Origin of the sequence: Nostoc sp., from assembly GCF_036917375.1 — a bacterium.
Lineage (GTDB): Bacteria > Cyanobacteriota > Cyanobacteriia > Cyanobacteriales > Nostocaceae > Nostoc.
In genome coordinates this window covers 48453-72222 of sequence record NZ_JBALDN010000050.1, presented here as the reverse complement: position 1 = coordinate 72222, position 23770 = coordinate 48453, and the positions used below count along the sequence as shown (strand labels likewise).

Annotated in this window: 22 protein-coding genes; 16 read left to right on the top strand and 6 right to left on the bottom strand. The window is 41.9% G+C overall.

The window, feature by feature from the left end:
- Nucleotides 1–7: 7 nt before the first annotated feature.
- Nucleotides 8–1132: an RNA-guided endonuclease InsQ/TnpB family protein gene (locus tag V7K45_RS13175; RefSeq protein WP_335004102.1), complete on the bottom strand. Its 1125-nt coding sequence runs from the start codon at nt 1130–1132 to the stop codon at nt 8–10.
- Between the two features lie 46 nt (nt 1133–1178).
- Between V7K45_RS13175 and tnpA the strand changes: the two genes are divergently transcribed.
- The 5 genes from tnpA (at nt 1179) to clpB (ending at nt 7446) form a co-directional block, all read left to right on the top strand.
- Entirely contained in the window at nt 1179–1580 is a 402-nt protein-coding gene (tnpA, locus tag V7K45_RS13170) for an IS200/IS605 family transposase (protein WP_335003996.1), read from the top strand.
- Between the two features lie 280 nt (nt 1581–1860).
- A complete protein-coding gene (locus tag V7K45_RS13165) occupies nt 1861–2070 on the top strand; it encodes a hypothetical protein (protein WP_335003993.1) in 210 nt (69 codons plus the stop codon).
- A gap of 214 nt (nt 2071–2284) precedes the next feature.
- Entirely contained in the window at nt 2285–3133 is an 849-nt protein-coding gene (locus V7K45_RS13160; protein ID WP_335003991.1) for an acyl-CoA desaturase, read from the top strand.
- A 98-nt stretch (nt 3134–3231) separates the two neighbouring features.
- On the top strand, nt 3232–4152 hold the full coding sequence (gene cruF / locus V7K45_RS13155; RefSeq protein WP_335003989.1) for a gamma-carotene 1'-hydroxylase CruF: 921 nt from the start codon (nt 3232–3234) through the stop codon (nt 4150–4152).
- Nucleotides 4153–4827: 675 nt separating this feature from the next.
- Nucleotides 4828–7446, top strand: a complete 2619-nt coding sequence (clpB, locus tag V7K45_RS13150; protein WP_335003987.1) for an ATP-dependent chaperone ClpB — start codon at nt 4828–4830, stop codon at nt 7444–7446.
- A 108-nt stretch (nt 7447–7554) separates the two neighbouring features.
- On the opposite strand, the gene V7K45_RS13145 is transcribed toward clpB, so the two are convergent.
- Nucleotides 7555–8112 (bottom strand): SRPBCC family protein, encoded by a 558-nt coding sequence (locus V7K45_RS13145; protein WP_335003985.1) that lies wholly within the window; start codon nt 8110–8112, stop codon nt 7555–7557.
- Nucleotides 8113–8534: 422 nt separating this feature from the next.
- Between V7K45_RS13145 and V7K45_RS13140 the strand changes: the two genes are divergently transcribed.
- The 3 genes from V7K45_RS13140 to V7K45_RS13130 all read left to right on the top strand — a co-directional run bounded on the left by V7K45_RS13140 (nt 8535) and on the right by V7K45_RS13130 (nt 10513).
- A complete protein-coding gene (locus V7K45_RS13140) occupies nt 8535–8729 on the top strand; it encodes a hypothetical protein (RefSeq protein ID WP_335003983.1) in 195 nt (64 codons plus the stop codon).
- Nucleotides 8730–9061: 332 nt separating this feature from the next.
- Nucleotides 9062–9226, top strand: coding sequence for a rubredoxin (gene rd / locus V7K45_RS13135; protein WP_094349178.1), 165 nt, complete (start codon nt 9062–9064; stop codon nt 9224–9226).
- A gap of 51 nt (nt 9227–9277) precedes the next feature.
- A complete protein-coding gene (locus tag V7K45_RS13130; RefSeq protein WP_335004100.1) occupies nt 9278–10513 on the top strand; it encodes an NAD(P)/FAD-dependent oxidoreductase in 1236 nt (411 codons plus the stop codon).
- A 169-nt stretch (nt 10514–10682) separates the two neighbouring features.
- On the opposite strand, the gene V7K45_RS13125 is transcribed toward V7K45_RS13130, so the two are convergent.
- Nucleotides 10683–11165: an SMI1/KNR4 family protein gene (locus V7K45_RS13125; RefSeq protein WP_335003981.1), complete on the bottom strand. Its 483-nt coding sequence runs from the start codon at nt 11163–11165 to the stop codon at nt 10683–10685.
- A 400-nt stretch (nt 11166–11565) separates the two neighbouring features.
- Between V7K45_RS13125 and V7K45_RS13120 the strand changes: the two genes are divergently transcribed.
- From V7K45_RS13120 to V7K45_RS13110, 3 genes are all read left to right on the top strand, one after another.
- Nucleotides 11566–12648, top strand: a complete 1083-nt coding sequence (locus V7K45_RS13120; RefSeq protein ID WP_335003979.1) for a hypothetical protein — start codon at nt 11566–11568, stop codon at nt 12646–12648.
- Between the two features lie 133 nt (nt 12649–12781).
- A complete protein-coding gene (gene lpxD, locus V7K45_RS13115) occupies nt 12782–13834 on the top strand; it encodes a UDP-3-O-(3-hydroxymyristoyl)glucosamine N-acyltransferase (protein ID WP_335003977.1) in 1053 nt (350 codons plus the stop codon).
- Nucleotides 13835–14289: 455 nt separating this feature from the next.
- Nucleotides 14290–15021 carry an iron-containing redox enzyme family protein gene (locus tag V7K45_RS13110; RefSeq protein ID WP_335003975.1) on the top strand — a complete coding sequence of 244 codons (732 nt, stop codon included), beginning with the start codon at nt 14290–14292 and terminating at the stop codon, nt 15019–15021.
- A 173-nt stretch (nt 15022–15194) separates the two neighbouring features.
- On the opposite strand, the gene V7K45_RS13105 is transcribed toward V7K45_RS13110, so the two are convergent.
- A complete protein-coding gene (locus tag V7K45_RS13105) occupies nt 15195–16100 on the bottom strand; it encodes a CoB--CoM heterodisulfide reductase iron-sulfur subunit B family protein (RefSeq protein WP_335003973.1) in 906 nt (301 codons plus the stop codon).
- Nucleotides 16101–16524: 424 nt separating this feature from the next.
- Between V7K45_RS13105 and acpP the strand changes: the two genes are divergently transcribed.
- The 5 genes from acpP to V7K45_RS13080 all read left to right on the top strand — a co-directional run bounded on the left by acpP (nt 16525) and on the right by V7K45_RS13080 (nt 21625).
- Nucleotides 16525–16779: an acyl carrier protein gene (gene acpP / locus V7K45_RS13100; protein ID WP_335003971.1), complete on the top strand. Its 255-nt coding sequence runs from the start codon at nt 16525–16527 to the stop codon at nt 16777–16779.
- Between the two features lie 235 nt (nt 16780–17014).
- Nucleotides 17015–18265 carry a beta-ketoacyl-ACP synthase II gene (gene fabF, locus V7K45_RS13095; RefSeq protein ID WP_322667337.1) on the top strand — a complete coding sequence of 417 codons (1251 nt, stop codon included), beginning with the start codon at nt 17015–17017 and terminating at the stop codon, nt 18263–18265.
- A gap of 383 nt (nt 18266–18648) precedes the next feature.
- Nucleotides 18649–20676: a transketolase gene (gene tkt, locus V7K45_RS13090; protein WP_335003964.1), complete on the top strand. Its 2028-nt coding sequence runs from the start codon at nt 18649–18651 to the stop codon at nt 20674–20676.
- A 235-nt stretch (nt 20677–20911) separates the two neighbouring features.
- Nucleotides 20912–21205 (top strand): hypothetical protein, encoded by a 294-nt coding sequence (locus V7K45_RS13085; protein WP_335003962.1) that lies wholly within the window; start codon nt 20912–20914, stop codon nt 21203–21205.
- Nucleotides 21206–21214: 9 nt separating this feature from the next.
- A complete protein-coding gene (locus tag V7K45_RS13080; RefSeq protein WP_335003960.1) occupies nt 21215–21625 on the top strand; it encodes a type II toxin-antitoxin system VapC family toxin in 411 nt (136 codons plus the stop codon).
- Between the two features lie 340 nt (nt 21626–21965).
- Here the strand turns inward: V7K45_RS13080 and V7K45_RS13075 are convergent, their stop codons facing one another.
- Together V7K45_RS13075 and V7K45_RS13070 are read right to left on the bottom strand one after the other, a co-directional pair.
- A complete protein-coding gene (locus tag V7K45_RS13075; RefSeq protein WP_335003957.1) occupies nt 21966–22169 on the bottom strand; it encodes a hypothetical protein in 204 nt (67 codons plus the stop codon).
- A 509-nt stretch (nt 22170–22678) separates the two neighbouring features.
- Nucleotides 22679–23758 carry a hypothetical protein gene (locus tag V7K45_RS13070; protein WP_335003955.1) on the bottom strand — a complete coding sequence of 360 codons (1080 nt, stop codon included), beginning with the start codon at nt 23756–23758 and terminating at the stop codon, nt 22679–22681.
- Nucleotides 23759–23770: the final 12 nt, after the last annotated feature.

Here is a 23770-nt window from a genome sequence, read left to right as displayed (position 1 = left end):
TCTGAGGTCAAACAGCAATTGCAGGCATGGCCCGACTTACATCACCTAACTCAACAGTCGATGCCCCAACTGCTTGAATATTTCGCGCTGCATTGTCATCACGCCCATTTACAGATTGACATGATGGACAGCGCCATTCTCTAACCGATAAGTCCAAACTTTCTAAGATATGGCCACAAGAGGAGCAAGTCTTGCTAGATGGATACCACTGGTCAATATAGACTACTTGTTTACCCTTCTTCTTTGCCACCCATTCCAAGATATCCAAGAAGTCTCTAAGTGCTAAATCACTAACTTTTCTTCCCCACAGTAGCTTCATGCCTTTGAGGTTGAGCGTTTCAAAGCACAGCACATCAAACTTGTTGGTTAACTCGTGTGCTAACTTCCAGAACCAATCAGTTCTGCGATTAGCTATGTCTTCATGGTTCCGTGCTAAATTTTTCCTTGCTCGTTCCCTATTGGACGAGCCTTTTAGTTTCCTAGAATGATTCGAGCAAGCTTTCTTTATTGCATTGAGAGATTGCTTGAAAAACTGGGGAGACTCAATATTAGTACCATCAGAGCAGGTGAGGAATGTTTTTAGCCCAAAATCAAACCCCGCTATTTTACCAGTCGTGAATTTGATTTCTGGCTCATCACTGCTATCAACAACAATAACCATGAATAGCTCACCTAACGGGGTACGCTTAATAGTCAAGGTTTTGATTTTCGCCTCAATTTCTCTAGAGTTCCAGTACTGATAAACGCGGCTCCCTATCTTGACCCGATTACCACCTAAAAATTTATAACCTGCTTGTTTTAACGTGAATGATTTATACTTTTTAACTTTCTTGAAGTTTGGTGGACAACAGCCATTTTTGTTGTGTTTAAAAAACAACTGATAGGCTTTCTCAATGCGTTGACAAATATCTTGCACTGCCTGAGAGCCAACCGACTGCCAGAACTCTTTGCGCTTACGTAACTTGGCAATATGGGCTTGAAGCTTGGCACAGTTCAAGTGTTTGCCCCAACGACGGTAATACCGCTTGTGCAGGGCAATGCAATGATTATAAATAACTCCAGCAGCATTGATTGACCGCTTGAGGTATCTATTGCGCTTGTGACTGTATAGCTTGAACTTCAAGGTTTTCATGTAGTCATGATACCATCTATGACGTAGATAATCAATACTCATCTACATGAAAACTGTATACAATCATTACAACCATGCAATCGGGTTAGCAACCGTTCATTTGGTCTGGATACCATGCCGTCGTAGGAGAATTTTCGCCAACAGTGAACCTCTTAAACTCCGATGTATTCAAATATTTCAATCTGTTGCCAATGACAATAAATGGGTTATCAAAGCACTGGAAATTGCACCAGATCATGTTTATTTATTAGTTGAGTATGATCCGCATCACTCAATATCTCAAGTAGTGAAAGCGTTTAAGGGTCGGTCATCAAGATATTTACGGCAAGAATTCCCAGAACTAATGAAGCTTCCTAGTCTGTGGACGCATTCATATATGTTTGATACTACAGGAAAAGTTAGTACTCAGAAAATTTTAGAGTATATTAATGATCCACATCACGGATGAATAAATTCATCCTATTCGCTTATATCCGCCGCCTAAAGGCAGGCGGGTTTACGCATCACGACTCGTAATTTGGCGGACATGATATTATTTAGGACTGCTATATATTATGTTTGAATAAACGTTTGAATTACGTATAAATTGTTTAATTTGCATCTAAAACATTCAAAAGTTATAGAGACTGTTTAACATCTTTACTTAAAAAGATACAAAACATATTTGATTTATTGTATTAAAACAAAAGATATCAACTATATCAACTATGAATTGAGGAGTTTTACGCATGACTGCAACCTTCATGAAGCTGCCTAAGTTTCGCAATACTCAATGGGTAAGCTTTATTGGTGGAGAAGGGATTGTACGCAGCTACACACCTGAATCTGGCACATGGACTTATCTCATTGAGATGGCATTAGGGCTAGAGCCTGACTTTGGCAGAGTTGGTGCAGAAACGATGATACTCCTCACCGAGTCAGATTTGCGGACGACATAATCAGGCTTTTAACAAGGCTACAACCTAGTATTCCTCTCATCCGTTAGCTGACTTAGTAGAGTTTTACGTAAAAGTTGACGCATTAACAATGCATTTTTATGCATTGGCATTGTAAGGTATTGTCTTTCATTAATTAACTACGAATTAATCAAAGGCAATATTTAGTACAGGGTTCATATAAATACAAACACCCAAGTATTTTTAAGGAAGATTTGTGACAGTTCAATCATTTAGCTCTACTTCAATAGGTAGAAAAACACTCATATTGAGTAAGAGAAATGTAGCCTTTTTTGCTACCATTCATGTTCTAGCCCTGCTTGCTCCTTGGTATTTTTCCTGGTCAGCGCTGGGTGTGGCGATCGCACTTTATTGGTTATTTGGTAGTATCGGTATTTGTTTAGGCTATCATCGCTTACTGACACACCGCAGTCTTCAAGTCCCGAAAGCGTTGGAGTATGCCTTTACGTTTTTAGGCGCATTAGCCATGCAAGGCGGCCCGATCTTTTGGGTAGCGGGACATCGTTTGCACCATGCTTTTACCGAAGATGTAGACAAAGATCCTTATTCGGCCCGTCGTGGTTTCTGGTGGAGCCATATTCTTTGGATTCTCTACCCCCGCCCTGAATTTTTTGCTACGGACACTTATCGTAAATATGCTCCCGACTTGGCACGCGATGCGTTTTACTCGTGGCTCGATCGCTATTTCTTACTGCTGCAACTGCCGTTAGCAGTTCTACTGTATTTACTAGGTGGCTGGTCGTTTGTAGTTTATGGGACATTTGTCAGAATAGTTTTCCTCTGGCACACAACTTGGTTAATTAACTCAGCGACGCATTTGATTGGGAATCGAACATTTGAGACTAAAGATGGATCTCGTAATCTCTGGTGGGCAGCACTCCTAACCTTTGGGGAAGGCTGGCACAACAATCACCATGCTTACCCGAATGTGGCAAAGGCTGGCTGGCAGTGGTGGCAGGTAGATGTAACGTGGTGGGCAATTCAAACACTGAAGACACTGGGGTTAGCCAAAAAAGTGGTAATGCCTCCTGCGAATCTCAACTGAGGCTCGATTGTATTTAATGACTTTCTAAATATCTTCTTAAAGATTTGGAACTTTTAGCAGCCGAGTAGCCGCGTGTCATATCTTGTTAAGGAATTATCATGAGACAACTTGTTATTGCTGAACGCGTAAGCCTCATTGGTCATATCGTGTCAATGGTATTTGGATTGGTAGGGATACTACTGGTTGTACCTAATGCCCAAGTAATTTTGAACTTATCCGAGGTTGGACAAACTGCCATGCAATGGAGTATGGCAGGAGGCGGTGTAGTTTATATGATTTTAGGCGCTGTAGGTGTTTTCTTGTATGCCATGCGGACTTTGGGTTTAGGTCGCGCTTTGGCATTTCTGTTGCCATCTGTATTTATTTCTCTAGGAAGTGAATTACTAGGAACCAGCACTGGTTTTCCATTCGGCCATTATAGTTACCTAAGCGGTTTAGGTTATAAGATTGCAGGTTTAGTCCCATTTACAATTCCCTTGTCGTGGTTTTATTTGGGATTTGTTTCTTACCTACTAGCACGTGCAGGTTTAGAAGTGGACAAAAAACCCAACTTGTGGCGTCATATAAGTGCGATCGCTTTGGGTGCTTTATTACTAACCTCCTGGGATTTTGTTCTCGATCCCGCAATGAGTCAAACTTCCCTGCCCTTTTGGTATTGGCAACAACCAGGCCCCTTCTTTGGAATGCCTTACCAAAACTTTGCGGGGTGGCTGGGTACTAGCTCGGTATTTATGACTGTGACTGCACTCTTGTGGAGAAATAATCCAATTAACTGGGATCGATACCTGCGGTGGGCTTTGCCAACGCAACTTAATATACCTTTAGCAGTTTATTTAAGTAACTTTGCTTTCGCTACAGTCATGAGTTTAACAGCTGGATTCTTTGTACCCGTGTTGCTAGGCTTATTGCTGGGTGTAACTCCCGCAGTGCTGCTGTGGTTGAAAGGCTCATCTACACCCGGACAAGTTTCCACTGAACAACCAGAAATCTCTGTAGCTAGAGTTATTGCAGTGAAATGAAAGGGCATTGAGCATTGGGTACGAGGGGCAGGGGGGCAGAGGAGCAGGGGGGCAGAGGAGCAGGGGGGCAGAGGAGCAGGGGGGCAGAGGAGCAGGGGGGCAGAGGAGCAGGGGGGCAGAGGAGCCTACGGTGTACACACAAGTATTCCCAGAACGAGTTTCCAGCCAAAAAAAGTGGATTCAAACTGCTCAAGTCCGCGACTCAACGTAGTAATACCAGGAGGTTTTTGAGACTTGTAACCAGACCCAATACGGTTCGGTTAAAGGGGAAAGGGGAAAGGGACTCATGTTTTGAATAAATCCTTAGCCCGAAGAGTGGGGAGGGGGTAAGGTGCAATGACTGTCGGAATCATAACTATTTATCCGCACATGATATTAAGGAAAAGGGTGCATGTTAAAGGGAAAGGATTTTGAGTTTCTTTACCCCTTTACCCCGATTGCAAGAAGTCTAATGAGTGAAAATAACAAATAAGAAATAGGAACTACGGGAAAATACCACTTTTACAAGACGTGAACACCGATCTAGGCGATCGCGCTCATCTTCTTACAATAACGATATGAGAACAAAAATTTTCCTTTCCTTGGAGTCTAACCTACGGAAAACCGCCGTGGTCTAAGGTCGGCAGTGCTTTGCGCTTTTACTATGTCTAATATGGTTTGTTCCTGAAAAAGCCTATGCAACCTACTAATCCTAACCAATTTACAGAAAAAGCCTGGGAAGCGATCGCCCATACCCCGGATATTGTGAAACAATATCAACAACAGCAAATTGAAAGCGAACACCTGATGAAAGCGCTGCTAGAACAAGATGGTCTGGCAACAGGTATTCTCACAAAAGCGGGTGTTAACCTCCAAAAACTGGGCGATCGCACCGAACAATTTTTTCAACGTCAGCCGAAAGTATCAGGTAATAGTACCTCAGTATACTTAGGACGCAGCTTAGATACACTTCTAGATCGAGCAGACGGATATCGCAAAGAGTTTCAAGATGAATATATTTCAATTGAACACTTATTGCTGGCTTACGCTAAAGATGACCGCTTTGGCAAAGCTTTATTCCAAGAGTTTGGTTTAGACGAAGGCAAACTCAAAAATACTATTAAACAAGTTCGTGGGAGCCAAAAAGTGACCGACCAAAATCCAGAAGGCAAATATGAAGCACTGGAAAAATACGGGCGTGACCTCACCGAAGCCGCGCGTAAAGGTCAACTCGATCCAGTAATTGGGCGAGATGATGAGATTCGTCGCACTGTGCAAATTCTTTCTCGCCGCACCAAGAATAATCCTGTGCTAATTGGTGAACCAGGTGTTGGTAAAACTGCGATCGCTGAAGGATTAGCACAGCGCATTATCGCAGGTGATGTACCTCAATCCCTCAAAGACCGCAAGCTAATCGCTTTAGATATGGGTGCTTTGATTGCAGGGGCAAAATTCCGGGGTGAATTTGAAGAACGTCTGAAAGCAGTATTAAAAGAAGTTACTGAATCTGGCGGCAATATTGTTTTATTTATTGATGAAATTCACACCGTTGTCGGCGCTGGTGCAACTCAAGGCGCGATGGATGCGGGTAACTTATTAAAACCGATGTTGGCGCGGGGCGAATTGCGCTGTATTGGGGCAACAACCCTGGATGAATACCGCAAATATATCGAAAAAGATGCCGCATTAGAAAGACGCTTCCAGCAAGTTTATGTCGATCAGCCTAGTGTTGAAGATAGTATTTCGATTTTGCGCGGGTTGAGAGAACGTTATGAAAACCACCACGGGGTGAAGATTTCTGATAGTGCTTTAGTTGCAGCCGCCGTATTGTCGAGTCGATATATTAGCGATCGCTTCTTACCAGATAAGGCAATTGACTTGGTAGATGAAGCCGCCGCGAGATTAAAAATGGAGATTACCTCCAAACCAGAAGAACTCGACGAAATCGATCGCAAGATTCTGCAATTGGAAATGGAGAAGCTTTCGCTACAGAAAGAAAGCGATGCCGCTTCTCGCGAACGTCTAGGAAAACTGGAAAAAGAAATTGCCGATCTCAAAGAAGAACAAAAAACTCTGAATACTCAATGGCAGTCTGAAAAAGATATCATTGACAAAATTCAGTCTGTTAAAAAAGAGATTGAACGGGTCAACTTAGAGATTCAGCAAGCAGAACGCGACTATGACCTTAACCGCGCTGCGGAATTGAAATACGGCAATCTAACTAGTTTGCATCGTCAATTAGAAGCAGTAGAAGCTGAATTGGCAAGCACTCAAAGAAGTGGTAAATCACTATTACGAGAAGAAGTCACAGAAGCTGATATTGCCGAAATTATTTCTAAATGGACAGGAATTCCGATCAGTAAGTTGGTGGAATCGGAGAAAGAAAAACTGTTGCATTTAGAAGATGAACTGCATCGTCGGGTAGTTGGACAAGAAGAAGCAGTCACAGCAGTAGCCGATGCAATTCAGCGATCGCGTGCTGGACTGGCCGATCCCAATCGTCCCATTGCTAGCTTTATTTTCCTTGGGCCTACGGGTGTAGGTAAAACCGAGTTGGCGAAAGCACTGGCGGCGTATATGTTCGATAGCGAAGATGCGCTGGTGCGAATCGATATGTCGGAGTATATGGAGAAACACGCCGTCTCTCGTTTAATCGGTGCGCCTCCAGGATACGTGGGTTACGAAGAAGGCGGACAACTTACAGAAGCGATTCGCCGCCGTCCTTACTCAGTGATTCTCTTCGACGAAATCGAGAAAGCGCACCCCGATGTCTTCAATATCTTCCTGCAAATTCTCGATGATGGTCGCGTCACTGATGCCCAAGGTCATAAGGTGGACTTCAAGAACGCCATTATCATCATGACTAGCAACATCGGTTCGCAGTACATTCTTGATATCGCTGGGGATAACACCCACTACGACGAAATGCGCCGTCGAGTCATGGAAGCAATGCGAAATAGCTTCCGTCCAGAATTCCTAAACCGGATTGATGAAATTATCATCTTCCACGGTTTAGATAAGAAGGAATTGCGGCAAATCGTGCTGTTGCAAGTGGAAAGATTGCGGCAAAGATTGGGCGATCGCAAAATATCTCTCAAACTTTCGGATGCTGCCCTTGACTTTTTAGCAGAAGTAGGATATGACCCAGTTTATGGGGCGCGTCCACTGAAGCGGGCGATTCAGCGAGAGTTAGAAACGCAAATTGCCAAATCCATCTTGCGCGGCGAATTCAACGACGGTAACACCATCTTTGTAGATGTGCAAAATGAAAGGTTGTCGTTTAGCCGTTTACCAGTTGAAGTTTTTATCGGATAATTCTACCTGATAAATCACAAACAAAAACCCGTTTTCTTACAGAGAGCGGGTTTTTGAATTATCTATATATAGGTAAAGTGAAAATCCAATCAGCAACGTCTGAATTTTTTATTGAGTCTTACACATAACTTGTCGCATTTTACGCATATTTGCAGGCAACTCTAAATTCATCGCTTGTTGAATAAAAATAGATGGAATCGGAATTAGAGGTGTCGCTTGCACAGTATAAGCAAGTATTGTGCCATTACCACAATCTTGTAGTTCTAAATTGGCGTTAAAGTCCTCAAAAGTCCCATTTACCATGCGAAATTGGATTTGCTGCCCTAGCACTTCTACAACATTGAGGTAAATTTCCACTTGAGCCGTAAAAAATAAGAAGGCTTTTTGTGCTGCTTGATACAGACGTTTGACTTCACCTTTATGTACTACCTCACTCTTGGTGATATCGGGAAAATATTGTACCCAGCGGGGATAATCAGTTAATTGCTGCCAAACGTGCGATCGCACCATCGGCAAATACATCCAGGCTGTCACCGCGCCACCCGATAGCTTGTGCGATCGCGTTTCTAGCAGAATTTCACCCTGTACCAGCAACTTTTGCTTGTCTTGACTCCAAGCCATATCTGAACCTGCAATAATTGAATCTGATATATAAGACGCAGACATAATGATTAAGTTACTCCTCAACTCATCCACCTAAATAGAGTTGAAACTACAAGCCATAAAACTTGATTTAGATCCAACCCATTATTAAATTAGTTCCAGTTTAATACTTATCTTTTCCGGAAAGGATAATTTTTTGCTCATCATTTCAGTTACTTTACTGTAAAAACTGTGTTTCTTATCACAATTAACATAATTAATACTCCAGTGAGTTTTGTGAAAGTAATACTTGTAGATGAAAAACTGCGTTGTTAACAGCTAGAATGGCACAAACACGATTTAACATCAAGTGCCTTACCTTAAAATTTGGATAGTATCTCTCGGTTTTTACGTGTTATTTCTGATGAAACTATAACTTCATCGTAACTTCATATTTTAATTATCAATATCAAGTGTAATGTCTGTTGAGTTGAGAGGAAAATTAGGTGAATCAATCTTCTTTAAATCGTAGATTAATCCAGATTTTTGGTACACTTCTCGGCATTAGCGTTGCCGTTTGGGTACTGAGAGGTATTGGTATTCTCACTTTTATCCCAGGTGGAATTATTTGGCTGCTGCTATTTGGGGCGATCGCGATCGGAATTATTAGTTACGCTCAAAGGACATGGTGGCGTTTTTAGTCATTTGTCATTAGTCATTGGTCAAACCCTTCGGGTAGGGAAAAGGTTAAAGGGGAAGGGGAAAAGGATACAAGCCCCTATTTTCAAACATGGAGCAAAGTTAAAGATGTATTTCTCATACTACGTATCTCGAAATACAGCGTCCGGTTATCTTGCCCCTGACTTTAGTTATGGGGTTCCCTTTTCCCTTTCCCCTTTAACCTTTTCCCTAGCCAAAGGGTTTGATTTTCATACCGTAGTCTCGTTTAAGAATTGTAGCTTGCCTATTTTGAATCACTGCCAAAAGTATTTAATAGGGAAGCAATGCCAACAAGTTACGAGGGGAAAGGGACATGGCAAAGTATAAATGTACTGTTTGTGGCTATATATATGACCCAGCAGAAGGCGATCCAGATAGCGACATAGCACCGGGAACAGCCTTTGAAGATATCCCAGAAGATTGGTCATGTCCAACTTGTGGCGCAACAAAAGCCGACTTTGAACCTGATGAAGAGTGAAAATAACAGCTAGCCTAGAAAGTAGGTGCTGTAAAAGAGACATTTTTGAAATTGTTACCGTTACAAATTGTAGTTATTGGGGGTGGGGCAGCAGGATTTTTTGGCGCGATCGCTTGTGCTAAAGCTAATCCTGCTGCCCAAGTTACTTTACTCGAAGCCAGTCGCCAACCCCTAGCGAAAGTGCTAATTTCTGGTGGCGGACGCTGCAACGTCACTCACGCTTGCTTTGAACCGGAGGAGTTAGTCCAAAATTACCCCAGAGGTGCAAAAGCTTTGCGGGGTGCTTTGACTCGGTTTGGGCCTCAAGATACAGTAGCTTGGTTTGCTGCTGGTGGAGTCTATCTCAAAACGGAAGCTGATGGCCGGATGTTTCCTGTCACCAATACTTCAGAAACCATTGTGGAATGTCTAGTAAAAGCGGTGGCGAAATCTGGGGTAAAACTCCGCATCGGTACGCATGTAACTTCAGTGAGAACCGCAGCAGATGGGGGTTTTGATATTCTTCTGAAGTCGGGAGAGACAATTAAATGCGATCGCCTACTTTTAGCGACCGGTAGCAGCCTTGCGGGTTATAAAATTGTCCGAGAGTTAGGTCATCAAATTGAACCGCCAGTACCCTCGTTATTTACCTTCAACGTTATCGATCAAAAGTTGCGGGAATTGGCTGGAGTTAGCGTTAACCCCGTTCAATTGCGGTTATCTGCGGGCGGAAAATCCCAATTACAACAAACCGGGCCATTGCTAATTACCCACTGGGGTTTGAGTGGCCCCGCTGTTTTGAAGCTTTCTGCTTGGGGTGCGAGAGTTCTGCACGAAAGCCGCTATCAAGCCACATTATTGATTAATTGGCTGCCTAATTTGCACCAAGAACAAGTGCGAGAAAAAGTTTTAGCAGTTAAAGATGAATGGGGAAAGAAAGCGATCGCATTGCATCGCGGAGTCGATTTACCTCATCGTCTCTGGCAATATATCATTGCTCGTGTTGGCATTACCACAGAAGATCGTTGGGCAGAAATATCTAGTAAAACCTTAAATCAACTGGTGCAAGAACTTACTCAGGGACAATACTTAATCAATGGTAAAGGAGCCTTCAAAGAAGAATTTGTTACCTGTGGCGGTGTCAAGCTCAAAGAAGTCAACTTCAAGACGATGGAAAGTCGGTTAGTTCCTGGTCTTTATTTTGCCGGAGAAATCTTAGATATTGATGGCGTTACCGGTGGGTTTAACTTCCAAAGTGCTTGGACAACCGGTTATTTAGCAGGGATAGCAATGGCGACTAGCGATTAGTACCGCCACAGAGATTATGACAGTTTAAGAGAGTTCGTAGTAAGCACTTTAGTGCTTGGAAAATAAGGACTAAAGTGCTTACTAACAACTTATTTAATTTAAATTAATGTAGCAGACTACTATAAGGTTTATTGTTGAAGCTTATTCTCAAAAAGATAACTTGTAAATTTTATCTTAGTCCCCTTTTTATCAAATATTCAACTTGTTCTATAAATCCCTCTATCCAATCCATTACAGATTTACTGGACTCTTTAATTGTGCCACTTTCATCTAGAAAATAAACACAACAGTCATCTTGTCCATTGGCAATAATAAACCACGGATCTCCATGTAAAGCACAGATACAGAAAGCTTTTTCTGGTAAAGGTGTACATTCTTCTCCCTCAGCAATGGACTCAAGGATAATCTCTTGCTGCCATTCATTCATTTTGATAAGTTGGTCGAAGTAAAACTCAAATTCCGATCCTCTAACAAGCTTTCCGGCACTATGCCCAAGTAAGCCTAAGATTTCCCTGTAAGTTTTTGGTAAAACTCCATATTTACTCTCAATGTATGCAATTTCCTCTAAGCTACATCCTTGTAGGTCTTGTTCATTTTTTACTATTCCACTAGTAAATAAACGCTCTTTTAATTCTTGTATATTATTAATCATTTCAAAAGTAGAACTTCCTAGAAGATAAATAATGTCTATTTTAATTACTAATTATCTGACTAGTACAAAGTGGCAAAAAGAAAGCTACGATTCAAAATTACTGTATTAGAGCAAAAAGAGGGCTAAAACCAGCAATAAAAGACTCATCAAGTTAGGTTTTAGCACTTGTATACATATTGTAGTGTATCCCTAATCTTAAAACTTATTACCAAGAGCCTCTCCGTGTTAACCCGAACCCATTTACTAGTTCTTTAAGAACAAGCGATCGCTACTTAATTATATTTACTTATCAAAATTCTTATTAATCCTCCAGCATTTCCCACCTTGCCACTCTATATTCACACCAGCCACTCTAGAGAAGACAAATTTTTCTGGGTGTATTATTTTTTCATAAAAATATATGGGTACTGATAAAAATACTGCGTCTGAAATTACGTTGCAGGGAAGCCAGTATATGCTGTATGGCTTTCCAGTGCTTGGTATTCCTGATGAGGAGCGTGCTGTAAAATACTTCAGTCTCAATCCATTTCTGCCAAATGTCCAGAATCGTTGCCCGATTGAATGTGCCTATTGTGTCTGTCATCAAGACCGTGACTGGCATCATTATCCACAAAACTTTCAGGATGTCTCAGCTCCAGTTGACCTACTCGATCTTTTGCTAGACCACATTTTTGCTACCCAGGAGGGACAAAAGGGCTTTCCAATTTCATTATGCGATTACTCTGACCCTTTTATTCCAGCCCATCGAGAACGCGTACTATCAATTCTGGATGCACTGATTGACCGCAAAGCTGCCAACATCGTCTACATAACTACCAAAGTCCATCCTGGTCAATCTTTTCTAGAACGCCTCAAAAAAACTCTAGAGCGACCTCATTCACTTCGAGTCACTGTCTTTGTTAGTCTACCTCCCTTGAAACCAGGCTATGAACAAGCCTCAATTCAGAGTCGGGTACAGTTGCTGCAAGATTTAGTAAACCTTGGCATTCCCTGTTGTTGGTATCTGCGTCCACTAGTTGAAGAGTGGTTTGATGAAGCCTTAATGTGGCAATTAGCACGTACACTATTGCCCCATGTTTCCCGTCACGTTATTTTATCTGGGCTTGTGATGTCTGAAGAGATTGAAGCGAGTCTGTTAAAACAGGAATTAATCGTTCCAGAATGGGATCGCACACAACCAGGACGTAAGCAATACTTGTCATTGGAGTTTGAGTCAAAACTGCGCTCAATTCTCAGCACTGTTGCTAGCGAGCAAAATATTTCTCTCGGCCCGGTGATGGGACATCGGCTATGCGGTACTAACGGTAATCATGCCTATGGCTGCTTGATTTGCGCTAAACAAAACCGGTATTGCCAGCTTTTTCAACTTCATCACTATGGTGAAACGATCGCTACCGAAGATAATCAACGCCTCAAGACGCTATTGAGACAAGATTCAGTGAAAGTAAGCTCACGAGAGCCATCAACAGAAGAATGTCAGTGAAGTAATCCAACCTGAAGCGAAACTAGGAACAGTCCGATTGCCTCACCGCTACGCGTCTACAAAATTATTGTATTGGAGCATAAAGAGGGAAAATTATCTTGCGATTGTAGATCAATTTTGAACACACCCAACAATGAAATTCAGCGAAATCCTCCGTCAATTTGGTGACGCAGCCACCAATCATAGCCTGACTAGCAACCCAGACCAAGACCCAGAAATTACAGGGGTAGCAGCGATTGATGAAGCTACCAACGGTACGATCGGTTACGTAGAAAGTGCAAAATTTAAATCTTTTGTCGGCACTACTAATGCTAGTGCTTTAATTTTGCCCCAGGACGAAAAATTACAGGCGCTTGCACAAGAAAGAGGTATTGCCTGGCTAGCAACCTCAGATCCGCGATTATTGTTTGCCAAAGCGATCGCCCTTTTTTATCAACCATATCGTCCTACGCCAGAAATTCATCCCACTGCTGTGATTCACTCCACCGCAAAAGTTGGTAGTGATGTTTATATTGGCCCCCATGCTGTGATTCAACAAGGGGTAGAAATTGGTGATGGTGCAATCATTCATCCCAATGTAGTGATTTATCCAGATGCCAAAATAGGCGATCGCACCACCTTACACGCTAACTGTACCATCCACGAACGCACCCGCATCGGTGCAGATTGCGTCATTCACAGTGGTGCTGTCATTGGTGCAGAAGGCTTTGGTTTTGTTCCCATCCGGACTGGTTGGTTCAAAATGGAACAATCAGGCTATACAGTCTTAGAAGATGGCGTGGAAGTTGGCTGTAACACTGGCATTGACCGCCCAGCAGTCGGAGAAACACGGGTAGGTCGCAATACAGTAATTGATAGCTTAGTGCAAATAGGTCATGGTTGCCAAATCGGTTCTGGTTGTGCGATCGCAGGTCAGGTTGGCATGGCCGGAGGTGTTAAACTGGGAAATCGCGTTATTCTAGCTGGACAAACAGGAATAGTCAATCAAGTGAAGATGGGAGATGGGTCGATGACATCTGCTCAAACTGGAATTCACAACGATGTTGCACCAGGAGAAATTGTCTGCGGAACCCCAGCCCTTCCTTACAAACTATATCTCAAGGTATCTGCTGTTTATGGCCGCCTGCCAGATATGTATCAATCGCTAAAACAATTGCAACGTAAATTCAAAAATAGCAATGAATAAGCTGAAAGTTATCTAAATTACATAACCAAATTCAAAATAACTCTTGTGGGGCGTGAATCTTGCACGTCCCATTCTGCATTCTTGTTCAAAAGGATTTTTTTATTCCTATTGACAGATGACAAATAAAAACGCTTGATAATCATTTTATACCAACTTTAGAAAATGCAGGAAAAAGTAAAGATTGAGTTAATGATTCTTTTTTATCTGCGTATAAAAAAATATAAAGACTAAGATATTTATTAGGATAAAGTACGAACTTGTACTGATTTTTTCACAAAAGAGGGTAACAAATTAGTTAAAACAACTGTGTATACAGTTCAGTTAACCAAAAACAAAATTTTATAGTTACAAAAGGTATGCGTTTTTTGCAATGCAAGCTGCGTGAGTAATTGTCCAAATATTCACGCTAAATTAGACAATTAAGATCGATAAAAATCCACTTATCCCCTAGAATAATGACTGCAATTCTTTCTTTAGATGCTAAGATATCCAACCAATTACAGCAAGTTTTATTAGAACTCACAACAGCACAGGATTTGTCTCTACATCCCTTTGTTCAACGCTTTGCCAAAGGAGAATTTTCACAAGATGCAATCCGCCAGTTTGCAATGAAAATGCTACCTGGCTCAAACAGATTTAATATGGCTTTTCTGAAAGTTGCGTCCAAAATGGATAGTTACCATGCTAGAACGATTATGCTAGAAAATGCATTTACAGAGCATGGAGAACTCAACTCAAACCTTGCTCATGTAGCATTATTTATGCGTTTTATGAAAGGTATTGATTGTCCTAAAATTGATATCAATGCCGATGATGGAGCGTTTCTGATTCCGGCATTACGCTTTAAGAAATTTGAAGTTTGTGATGATGAACCTATAGTACGCTCTCTAGGAAGATTTGCAGCAATTGAGCAAGTTTTACCTGGAATTTTCATCAAATATATCGAAGGACTTCGTAAGATATTTAAAGGTATTGATGACCATACCATCGAGTATTTTCATCTCCACTGCCACTTAGATCCAGAACATACAGATGAATTGATTCAAGTAGCACAAATTTATACCAAGTCTGAGCAAGATGTTGAACTCTTCCGTGAAGGAGTTGAAGATATGGTTAAATCAATTGGCGATATGTTTTCTTGGATGGATGAAAACCTCGAAAAAGAAGCATTAACTTTACGAAGCTAATACCAAAACGATTCTCAAAATTAGAGTTTAATTAAAGTTATCCAAAATTACCAGTCTTATATATATATTGTAAGTTGGTTAATTTTGGTAATTTTTTTATCAAAACCATTATTACTGTCCAAAGTCCAATCAATTAACCAGACAAGGGACTTTAGTCCCTTGTACTCCATAAACTAAAATCCTAATTTTTCCAACACTGGCTTTGTAGAAACAATGTGACGGTCTAAACCCAGTTCTTTTGGACTAACCCCAAGTGCCAAAGCAATCAACTGGGGTAAATGTAACACTGGTAAACCTAGCTTTTGTTCAATCACCTTTTCTACCTCTGGCTGACGCGAATCTAAATTTAAGTGGCACAGAGGACAAGGTGTAACTATACAGTCAGCACCAGACGCTATAGCGTCCTGAATATGCATCCCCGCCATCTTAAAAGATTGGGTAGTGGCATAACTAGCAAGGGGCCAACCACAACATTGTGTCCGACCTCGGTAATAAATTGGTGTTGCACCCACTGCCCGAAACATATTTTCCATCGCTTCCGGTTGGAAAGGGTCGTCATAAGGCATAGATTTTTGGGCGCGGAGGAGATAACAGCCATAAAAAGCCGCACATTTTAATCCAGTTAACTTTCGGGTGACACGTTTGGTAATTTCCTCTAAACCGTAATCTGTCACCAAGGCATAAAGAAGATGTTTAACGTCAGTACTGCCGCGATAAGGCGAACAACCTTCTTTATTTAGCAAGCCATTAACCTGTTCAATATAAACAGGGTTAGAAGTCTTACATTCTTTTAAGTGTTCGTTGACGTGACCGATAACACCTTGACAAGTGCTGCAATGAGTAAGTAAGGGCAGATTTAATTCTTCTGCTAAGGCAATATTTCTGGCGTTGACTGTATCTTCTAGCAGTTGTGAATCTTCTTTAAATGTGCCGGAACCACAGCAAGCAGCTTTTTTAAGTTCAACTAGCTCAATGCCCAGTGCTTGGGTAAGGGCTTGAGTTGACTGGTAAAGTTCTCGACAGGCCCCTTGAGCAACACAACCGGGGAAGTAAGCGTATTTCAGTGTCTGAGGTAGCATAGAAGTATGTTTGGGTTAGGGCGATCGCTCTAAACAATAACTGTTTTATCATTCCCTTGTTAGCACTAAAGTTCTGATGTTTGACGTTTAGCTACCCTTTAAGCGTCTAGGTTAAAGGGTCGCGGCATCTACATATTCTTAACTGCTAGCAAGACTGTAAATACTGATCGAGACATTGTAAAAAATTTTAGCAATAATTGGAAAACCGAAGCATTTACACGGTATCGGTGATGGCGTAGCGCGCTCCACAGTTCAAGTGTTTCCAGAAAACTTACCCCCATTTATTTTAAAAATGGCAGAGGTTTTCTAGCAGAAAAACCCTTGGAAGTATGCGGGCGATCGCGCTTGACGATAAGATGTATATGCTCAAAACAATGTCTCCTCTAAAGAGCAGATCGTAGCAAGTGGTTAAGGACTTTTATTTATGAGCCAAACGGAACTTTTTGAAAAGGTCAAGAAAATCGTTATCGAACAACTGAGTGTTGATCCCCCAGAGAAAGTCACACCACAAGCCAAGTTTATGGAAGACCTGGGAGCAGATTCTCTCGATACCGTTGAGTTGGTGATGGCCTTGGAAGAAGAATTTGATATCGAAATTCCCGACGAAGCTGCGGAGCAGATTACATCTGTTCAAGACGCAGTAGATTACATCAATAACAAAGTTACCGCCTCAGCTTAACTGGGGATTGGAATTGGGGATTGGGATTGGGGAGATTTTTCTCTAATATCTAGCCACTCTTCGCCTGACGCTGCTAATGTCACTAATGCTGACGTTAACGACAGTCACTTGAAGTCAGCAAATCCGATGCCAGTCGCTCGTAAAGGAAACCTTTAAGACCGCGCTGGCTCACCAGTACCTAGTCGCTAACCTCAAATTTTTTGCCTGCTGCTTTTTCGCCATTTTTAACTGAATCATGACAGATCATACACGTAAACGCGTTGTTGTAACTGGTGTTGGCGCGATTACACCTATAGGTAACACAGCAACAGAATATTGGAATGGATTATTGAGTGGACGCAATGGCATTGACTACATCACATTATTTGATGCGTCTCGCCATGATTGCCGGATTGCTGGTGAGGTGAAAAACTTCGATCCACATGATTACTTGGAGCGCAAAGAGGCCAAGCGCATGGATCGATTTTCCCAATTTGGGGTTGCGGCAGCAAAACAGGCTCTAGCTAACTCGGAGTTAGCGATCAATGACCTGAATGCAGAACAGGTAGGTGTGATGATCGGTTCTGGCGTTGGTGGCATTAAGGTATTAGAAGACCAGCAAACTATCTACCTCAACCGCGGCCCCGATCGCTGTAGTCCATTCATGATCCCGATGATGATCGCCAATATGGCCGCAGGATTAACGGCAATTCATACGGGTGCTAAAGGGCCAAACTCTTGTCCTGTAACTGCTTGTGCCGCTGGCTCTAACGCTGTAGGCGATGCTTTTCGCTTAATTCAAGGGGGATATGCCCAGGCGATGATTTGCGGGGGAACGGAATCAGCTGTCACACCATTGTCGATAGCTGGGTTTGCCGCCTGCAAAGCACTCTCTTTTAGCAATGATGACCCGGCTCATGCTTGCCGTCCCTTTGACCGCGATCGCAACGGATTTGTCTTGGGTGAAGGTGCGGGAATTTTAATTCTCGAAGAACTGCAACACGCCCTAAGTCGCGGCGCTCACATTTATGCCGAAATGATCGGCTATGGCATGACCTGTGATGCCTACCACATAACCTCTCCCGTGCCCGGTGGACTCGGAGCCGCGAGAGCCATCGAACTAGCGCTCAAAGACGCCGGCATAACTCCCGAACAAATTAGCTATATTAATGCCCACGGCACAAGTACCCCAGCTAATGATTCAACTGAAACCTCAGCAATCAAAAAAGCTTTGGGAGAACATGCCTATAAGGTGGCAATTAGCTCCACCAAATCGATGACAGGTCATTTATTGGGCGGTTCTGGAGGTATTGAAGCAGTCGCAACAGTACTAGCGATCGCCAATGACCAAATTCCACCGACAATCAATCTGGAAAATCCCGATCCAGAGTGTGACTTAGATTACGTACCTAACTCTAGCCGCGCTCAAAAAGTCGAGATAGCAATATCCAATTCTTTTGGGTTTGGCGGTCATAATGTCACACTGGCCTTTAAGAAATACGTTTAAAAGAAGTTAGGAGGCAGAAAAGGCAGAAGGCAGAAGGCAGATCGCTTTTAGCGTCTCCCCTTGGGAGAAGGCAGAAGGCAGGAGTCAGAATTCAGTAGTTTAATCCGACCTGCTCGTTTGCCTAATGGCCAATGCCCCATGCCCCATGCACAATGCCCAATGCCCCATGCCCAATGCCCAAAGTATCAGAAATATCATTCCGATATAACTTAAGCGTTCAGCATGACCCAATTATCAGCTTGATTTATCACCAGAAACTCAGGAGATCCCGCTTGTCCATCGACAAGCGGGAGTGGGATGATGAGGATACTGTGGGGAATCTAAAATAACCCCAGCAAGAGAAGCTACGAAGAGTGCTAACCCGTCGTTAAAAACAAGAGATTATGACTGTTGCAACCCAATCCGCCAAAGAATTGTCCGTCGAAGAACTGGCTATTAACTCGATCCGCTTCTTGGCTATTGATGCCGTAGAAAAGGCAAAATCGGGACACCCAGGACTACCAATGGGCGCGGCTCCAATGGCTTTTGTCCTCTGGGATCGCTTTTTGAAGTTTAATCCCAAGAATCCTAAATGGTTTAACCGCGATCGCTTTGTCTTGTCAGCCGGTCATGGCTCGATGTTGCAGTACGCCCTGCTGTATTTGACAGGCTACGATAGCGTCACCATTGAAGATATCAAACAATTCCGTCAATGGGAATCGAAAACCCCTGGACACCCCGAAAACTTCATGACCCCAGGCGTGGAAGTCACAACTGGCCCCTTGGGTCAAGGAATTGCCAATGGAGTCGGTTTAGCGATCGCCGAAGCGCACCTTGCCGCTAAATTTAACAAACCCGATGCCAAGATTGTTGACCATTACACCTACGTAATTTTAGGTGACGGTTGCAACATGGAAGGAATTTCTGGTGAAGCTTGTTCTTTTGCAGGACACTTGGGATTAGGTAAACTCATCGCTCTGTACGACGACAACCACATTTCGATCGATGGTTCCACAGATGTGGCATTCACCGAAGATGTTTCCAAGCGCTTTGAAGCTTACGGTTGGCATGTCCAACACGTTGAAGACGGCAACACCGATTTAGAAGCGATCGCCAAAGCCATTGAAGCGGCTAAAGCTGTCACCGATAAGCCTTCTTTCATCAAAGTAACAACCATTATTGGTTATGGTTCCCCCAATAAAGCAAACACCGCTGGCGTTCACGGCGCTGCCCTTGGTGGAGACGAAATAGCATTAACTCGGAAAAATTTGGGTTGGGAATACGAGCCTTTCGTAATTCCAGAAGAGGCCCTAAACCACACACGCAAAGCAGTTGAGCGCGGCGCAGGTTACGAAAACGACTGGAACAAAACCTTTGCCGACTACAAAGCCAAGTATGCTCAAGAAGCCGCCGAATTTGAACGTTACCTAAGCAGCAAACTACCCGACGGTTGGGATAAAGTACTACCCACCTACACCCCCGAAGACAAAGGACTACCTACCCGTAAACACTCAGAAACCTGCCTTAACAAACTAGCGGCAGTTTTACCTGAATTGATTGGTGGTTCGGCTGACTTAACCCACTCCAACCTGACCGAAATCAAAGGCAAGGGCGACTTCCAAAAAGGAGAATACGAAAACCCCAACATCCACTTTGGTGTGCGGGAACATGCTATGGGCGCAATCTGTAACGGTATAGCGCTACACAGTTCAGGATTGATTCCCTACGGTGCTACCTTCTTGATCTTCACAGACTATATGCGTGCTGCCATCCGCTTATCCGCCCTTTCCCAAGCTGGCGTGATTTGGGTGATGACCCACGATTCCATTGGACAAGGTGAAGATGGCCCCACGCACCAACCCATTGAAACTCTCGCTTCCTTGCGTGCCATTCCTAATCTATTAGTGTTTCGTCCCGCAGACGGTAACGAAACCTCTGGCGCTTATAAAATAGCGATCGAAAAGGCGAAGGAAAATGCTCCGTCTCTGCTGGCGTTCACCCGTCAAAACGTTCCCAACTTGGCAGGTACGTCGGTTGAGGGCGTAGCCAAGGGTGGATACACCGTTGTGGATAGCGAAGGTACACCCGATCTCATCCTGATTGCAACTGGTTCAGAACTGAGCCTCGCCGTTGGCGCAGCCGAAAAACTTAAGGCTGAAGGTAAGAAAGTCCGTGTTGTCTCTCTACCTTCATGGGAACTGTTTGAAGCACAAGATGCGGCTTATAAAGAGTCGATTCTGCCGAAAGCTGTCACCAAGCGTTTATCTGTAGAAGCTGGCGCTAGTTTCGGTTGGCACAAATATGTGGGTACTGAAGGCGATACTGTTAGTATCGATCGCTTTGGTGCTTCAGCTCCAGGTGGTGTTTGTTTAGAGAAGTTTGGTTTTAGCGTTGATAATGTATTAGCTAAGGCTAAACAATTGTTGGGTTAATAGCAACAGAATATTCTCAAAATTTTGTAGGGTGGGCTGAAAAGCCCGCCTTTTTTTACATAGAGAACAATACGGTTCAGATAAGCCCAAAACCCTCATGTAGAGACGCGATAAATCGCGTCTTAAAGACCAATTACCTACACCACTAACCCTTAACTGAACCGTATTGACATAGAGAAGGGTTAAGGGAGATTGACTATAATTGAATAAATCAGTTACGAATTAGGAGGAAGTTATGCAGGAAGTTTCAGGGAAAAGAGATATGGCGATCGCACGATTATCAAAAACTGTGGATCGCTTAATTCAAGGTAATAGTCTCTATCAAGAAAGATTAGATAAACAAGAAATTATTCAACATTTAGTTAATTTATTGGATAAGTTTTCACCAGAATTTATAAATGCTCTTTCGGATGGTGAATTAACAGACAGAATTGATAGTATTTTAGTAATAGAGGCAGTTTCGGGGACATTAAATGATTTAACACCAGAGCAAATAGAGATGTTTGATGCAGCAGTGAAAAGGAGATAGGAATAAAAAATGGGCTATCTTCTCGACACAAATATATTAACGGCTATTTTGAAGAAGAATCAGAAAGTAAATAGTAAGCTAGAGGAGGTGCGTTTTCTCGGAGAAGATGTATTTATAAGTTGTATAACATATTTTGAATCCAAAAGAGGATTGCTTTATGCAAATGCTAGCAGACAGATATCTGATTTAAATAAATTCTGTGGAATTTATAGAATTTTATTTTTAGATGATTTAGAAATTATAGAAAAATCCTGCGAAATTCATGCAGATTTAAAAAGAAAGGGTAGGAAAATACAAGAGGCTGATGTATTGATAGCAGCTACGGCAATTGTACGCAGATTAATTCTGGTTTCTAATGACTCTGACTTGATGCGAGTTGAAGGACTAAGCTTAGAGAATTGGCTATCAACAGATTCTTAGAAATAATACCAATTCTCTAAAACTCGGCAACAGATGGAAATCAGGAAAGTCTTGCTGGAGCTAGATTTCTTAATTGCGAATTGCGAATTGCGAATTGGTATAACAGCTTCGTCTCTACTTAAATTTACATTTGTCCTTGTGACAATCGTATTTAAAAACCGGGTTTTTCGGAAAAACCCGGTTTCTAGTCCTCAATTCCTACTAACTTGTCTAAAATAGCCCTAGCACGAGAATCATTTACTCCTTCTGCTGTCCGATAAAATTCAAAACAGGGGTTTTAAATTTATTATTTTAATTTCGATGATTATTTAACTTAAAACCAATTTAAAAGCCAACTTAATTATCCAAAAACTGACTTTTTTACCCCGTAAATAGCTAATCCAGCAACTGCACCAGTCCCAGCAAATCCTACTAAACCTATTCCGTAAGCAGTTCCTCCGATTGCTAGGCCTGCACCTCCAATACTGTGGTACACAGTCACTCCTACCACTGCACCTACTGTTGCAAATGTAGATGCTTCATTAATATTTTGAATGATATCCATTTTTTAAACTTTGAATAACTTGTTATTAGCTTATTTAAGTTTTTGAGGAAATGCTACTAAAGAAATACGTAATTAAAATAAAGATTCATTAAAGTATGGGTTGAGGTAGACTTGAGCTTTTAGACTCAACTCAAGCATAATTTTTTTAATAGATACTTATTAAGATTTGTATTTAGACCATTGAAAGTGAAGGTTGCTACAAAGGTAACATTATTTACTAACTTTTTTTAGTAAAACTTTAATTCTCTATGATATATTGATGTAATCAATGATACTTGTAATCTAAATAATATTGTAGTAAATATTAAAAGTTAGTATTATGTCTAGTCAAGAACAAAATTCCAACAAAGCATTGAAGCAAACGCAGGCTAGCCCAACAAAGAAGAAGAAAATACAACCTCCGCCAGACCTCAAAAAACCAAAGAAAACTGAATAAAAAGCATTAGAGTTATTTGTAGAGACTTAATTGAATTTAAGTCTCTACAATTTTCATCAAAAATTAAATCAGCTTATTTATTTTTTGCTTGAGTCTTTGCCTGTTCTAAAGCTATTTCTTTAATTGCCTGATATGAATTCACATTTGAAGTACCTTCAATAGCTTTAACTGCCAAATCCTGAACTTGTTTGAGAGCAGATTCCAGTTGTTTAGAAAGATTTTGAATTCGCGTCTCTTGATTAGTAATAGTTTGTTCTAGAGATTGCAGTCTTTGTTCATAGAAACGCTTTTGCCCTTCCACTTCCTTAGAATATAAATCTGATTTTACCTTAGCTTGGTAGTGGGCGATGCCTTTGCCTTCTTCTGTAGCTTTTTTGATGGCTGCTTCTTTATCTTTCGGAAAAGCCTCTACCTTAGCTTTTAACTCTTCAAATTGTTTCTCTCTCTCAGAAATGGCTTTCTCCCGTTCAGCCCACTGCTTTTCTGTTTCTTGTAATAATTCTTCTAATTGCTTATATAGCGCTTTCTGCTCTTGTTCGTATTCGTCATTTTGCAGTTGCCGCTGAAGTTCTAGATTATACTTGTACTCTGCTGCATCGCGTTGCCGAGTTTTATTCAAGTTTTCATTCCGTTCTTTTATCGCCCGTTGCTGTTCCTCTTGTTCTTTTCCCCAAGTATTTCTTTGCTCTAGTATTTCTTGGAATAACACTTCAGAACGTTGACTATATTCTTCCTGATAAGCTTTAGTATTATCTTCATAGGCTTGGATGAGAGTATCCAAGATATCATCAGAAATTTCTAAATTGTGCAGTTGTGCTAATTGTTGGATTTCTTCTTCTAAAGTTCGCCTAATTTCTTCCAATTTAGAAGCTTTCTTGGTTAGCTGTTCTGATAATTCATTAGCAGCACTGCCAAAACCTAATTGAATCTTTGCCAAGCTTTCAATTGTATTGTTCATCTTCTGTTGGACACTAGAAAGCTGATTCATAGCTGTTTTTTGTTCTAATTTAGGCTGTTCTTTAGTTCCAGACTGGTTTTCTTTGGCAACCTTATCAAGTTCTGATTTCAGTGCTGCTTTTTCTTTTGCCAACTCCTCATACGCCTGAAGAATTTCTACTTTAGTATTCTTATCAGTCGGTTTTTTCCCCACCACAACAAACCTCCT

Excerpts from the sequence above, each read along its gene's own strand:
- V7K45_RS13175 (WP_335004102.1), bottom strand. The coding sequence starts at position 1,132 with ATGAAAACCTTGAAGTTCAAGCTATACAGTCACAAGCGCAATAGATAC.
- tnpA (WP_335003996.1), top strand. The coding sequence starts at position 1,179 with ATGAAAACTGTATACAATCATTACAACCATGCAATCGGGTTAGCAACC.
- V7K45_RS13165 (WP_335003993.1), top strand. The coding sequence starts at position 1,861 with ATGACTGCAACCTTCATGAAGCTGCCTAAGTTTCGCAATACTCAATGG.
- cruF (WP_335003989.1), top strand. The coding sequence starts at position 3,232 with ATGAGACAACTTGTTATTGCTGAACGCGTAAGCCTCATTGGTCATATC.
- clpB (WP_335003987.1), top strand. The coding sequence starts at position 4,828 with ATGCAACCTACTAATCCTAACCAATTTACAGAAAAAGCCTGGGAAGCG.
- V7K45_RS13145 (WP_335003985.1), bottom strand. The coding sequence starts at position 8,112 with ATGTCTGCGTCTTATATATCAGATTCAATTATTGCAGGTTCAGATATG.
- rd (WP_094349178.1), top strand. The coding sequence starts at position 9,062 with ATGGCAAAGTATAAATGTACTGTTTGTGGCTATATATATGACCCAGCA.
- V7K45_RS13125 (WP_335003981.1), bottom strand. The coding sequence starts at position 11,165 with ATGATTAATAATATACAAGAATTAAAAGAGCGTTTATTTACTAGTGGA.
- V7K45_RS13120 (WP_335003979.1), top strand. The coding sequence starts at position 11,566 with ATGGGTACTGATAAAAATACTGCGTCTGAAATTACGTTGCAGGGAAGC.
- lpxD (WP_335003977.1), top strand. The coding sequence starts at position 12,782 with ATGAAATTCAGCGAAATCCTCCGTCAATTTGGTGACGCAGCCACCAAT.
- V7K45_RS13110 (WP_335003975.1), top strand. The coding sequence starts at position 14,290 with ATGACTGCAATTCTTTCTTTAGATGCTAAGATATCCAACCAATTACAG.
- V7K45_RS13105 (WP_335003973.1), bottom strand. The coding sequence starts at position 16,100 with ATGCTACCTCAGACACTGAAATACGCTTACTTCCCCGGTTGTGTTGCT.
- acpP (WP_335003971.1), top strand. The coding sequence starts at position 16,525 with ATGAGCCAAACGGAACTTTTTGAAAAGGTCAAGAAAATCGTTATCGAA.
- fabF (WP_322667337.1), top strand. The coding sequence starts at position 17,015 with ATGACAGATCATACACGTAAACGCGTTGTTGTAACTGGTGTTGGCGCG.
- tkt (WP_335003964.1), top strand. The coding sequence starts at position 18,649 with ATGACTGTTGCAACCCAATCCGCCAAAGAATTGTCCGTCGAAGAACTG.
- V7K45_RS13085 (WP_335003962.1), top strand. The coding sequence starts at position 20,912 with ATGCAGGAAGTTTCAGGGAAAAGAGATATGGCGATCGCACGATTATCA.
- V7K45_RS13080 (WP_335003960.1), top strand. The coding sequence starts at position 21,215 with ATGGGCTATCTTCTCGACACAAATATATTAACGGCTATTTTGAAGAAG.
- V7K45_RS13075 (WP_335003957.1), bottom strand. The coding sequence starts at position 22,169 with ATGGATATCATTCAAAATATTAATGAAGCATCTACATTTGCAACAGTA.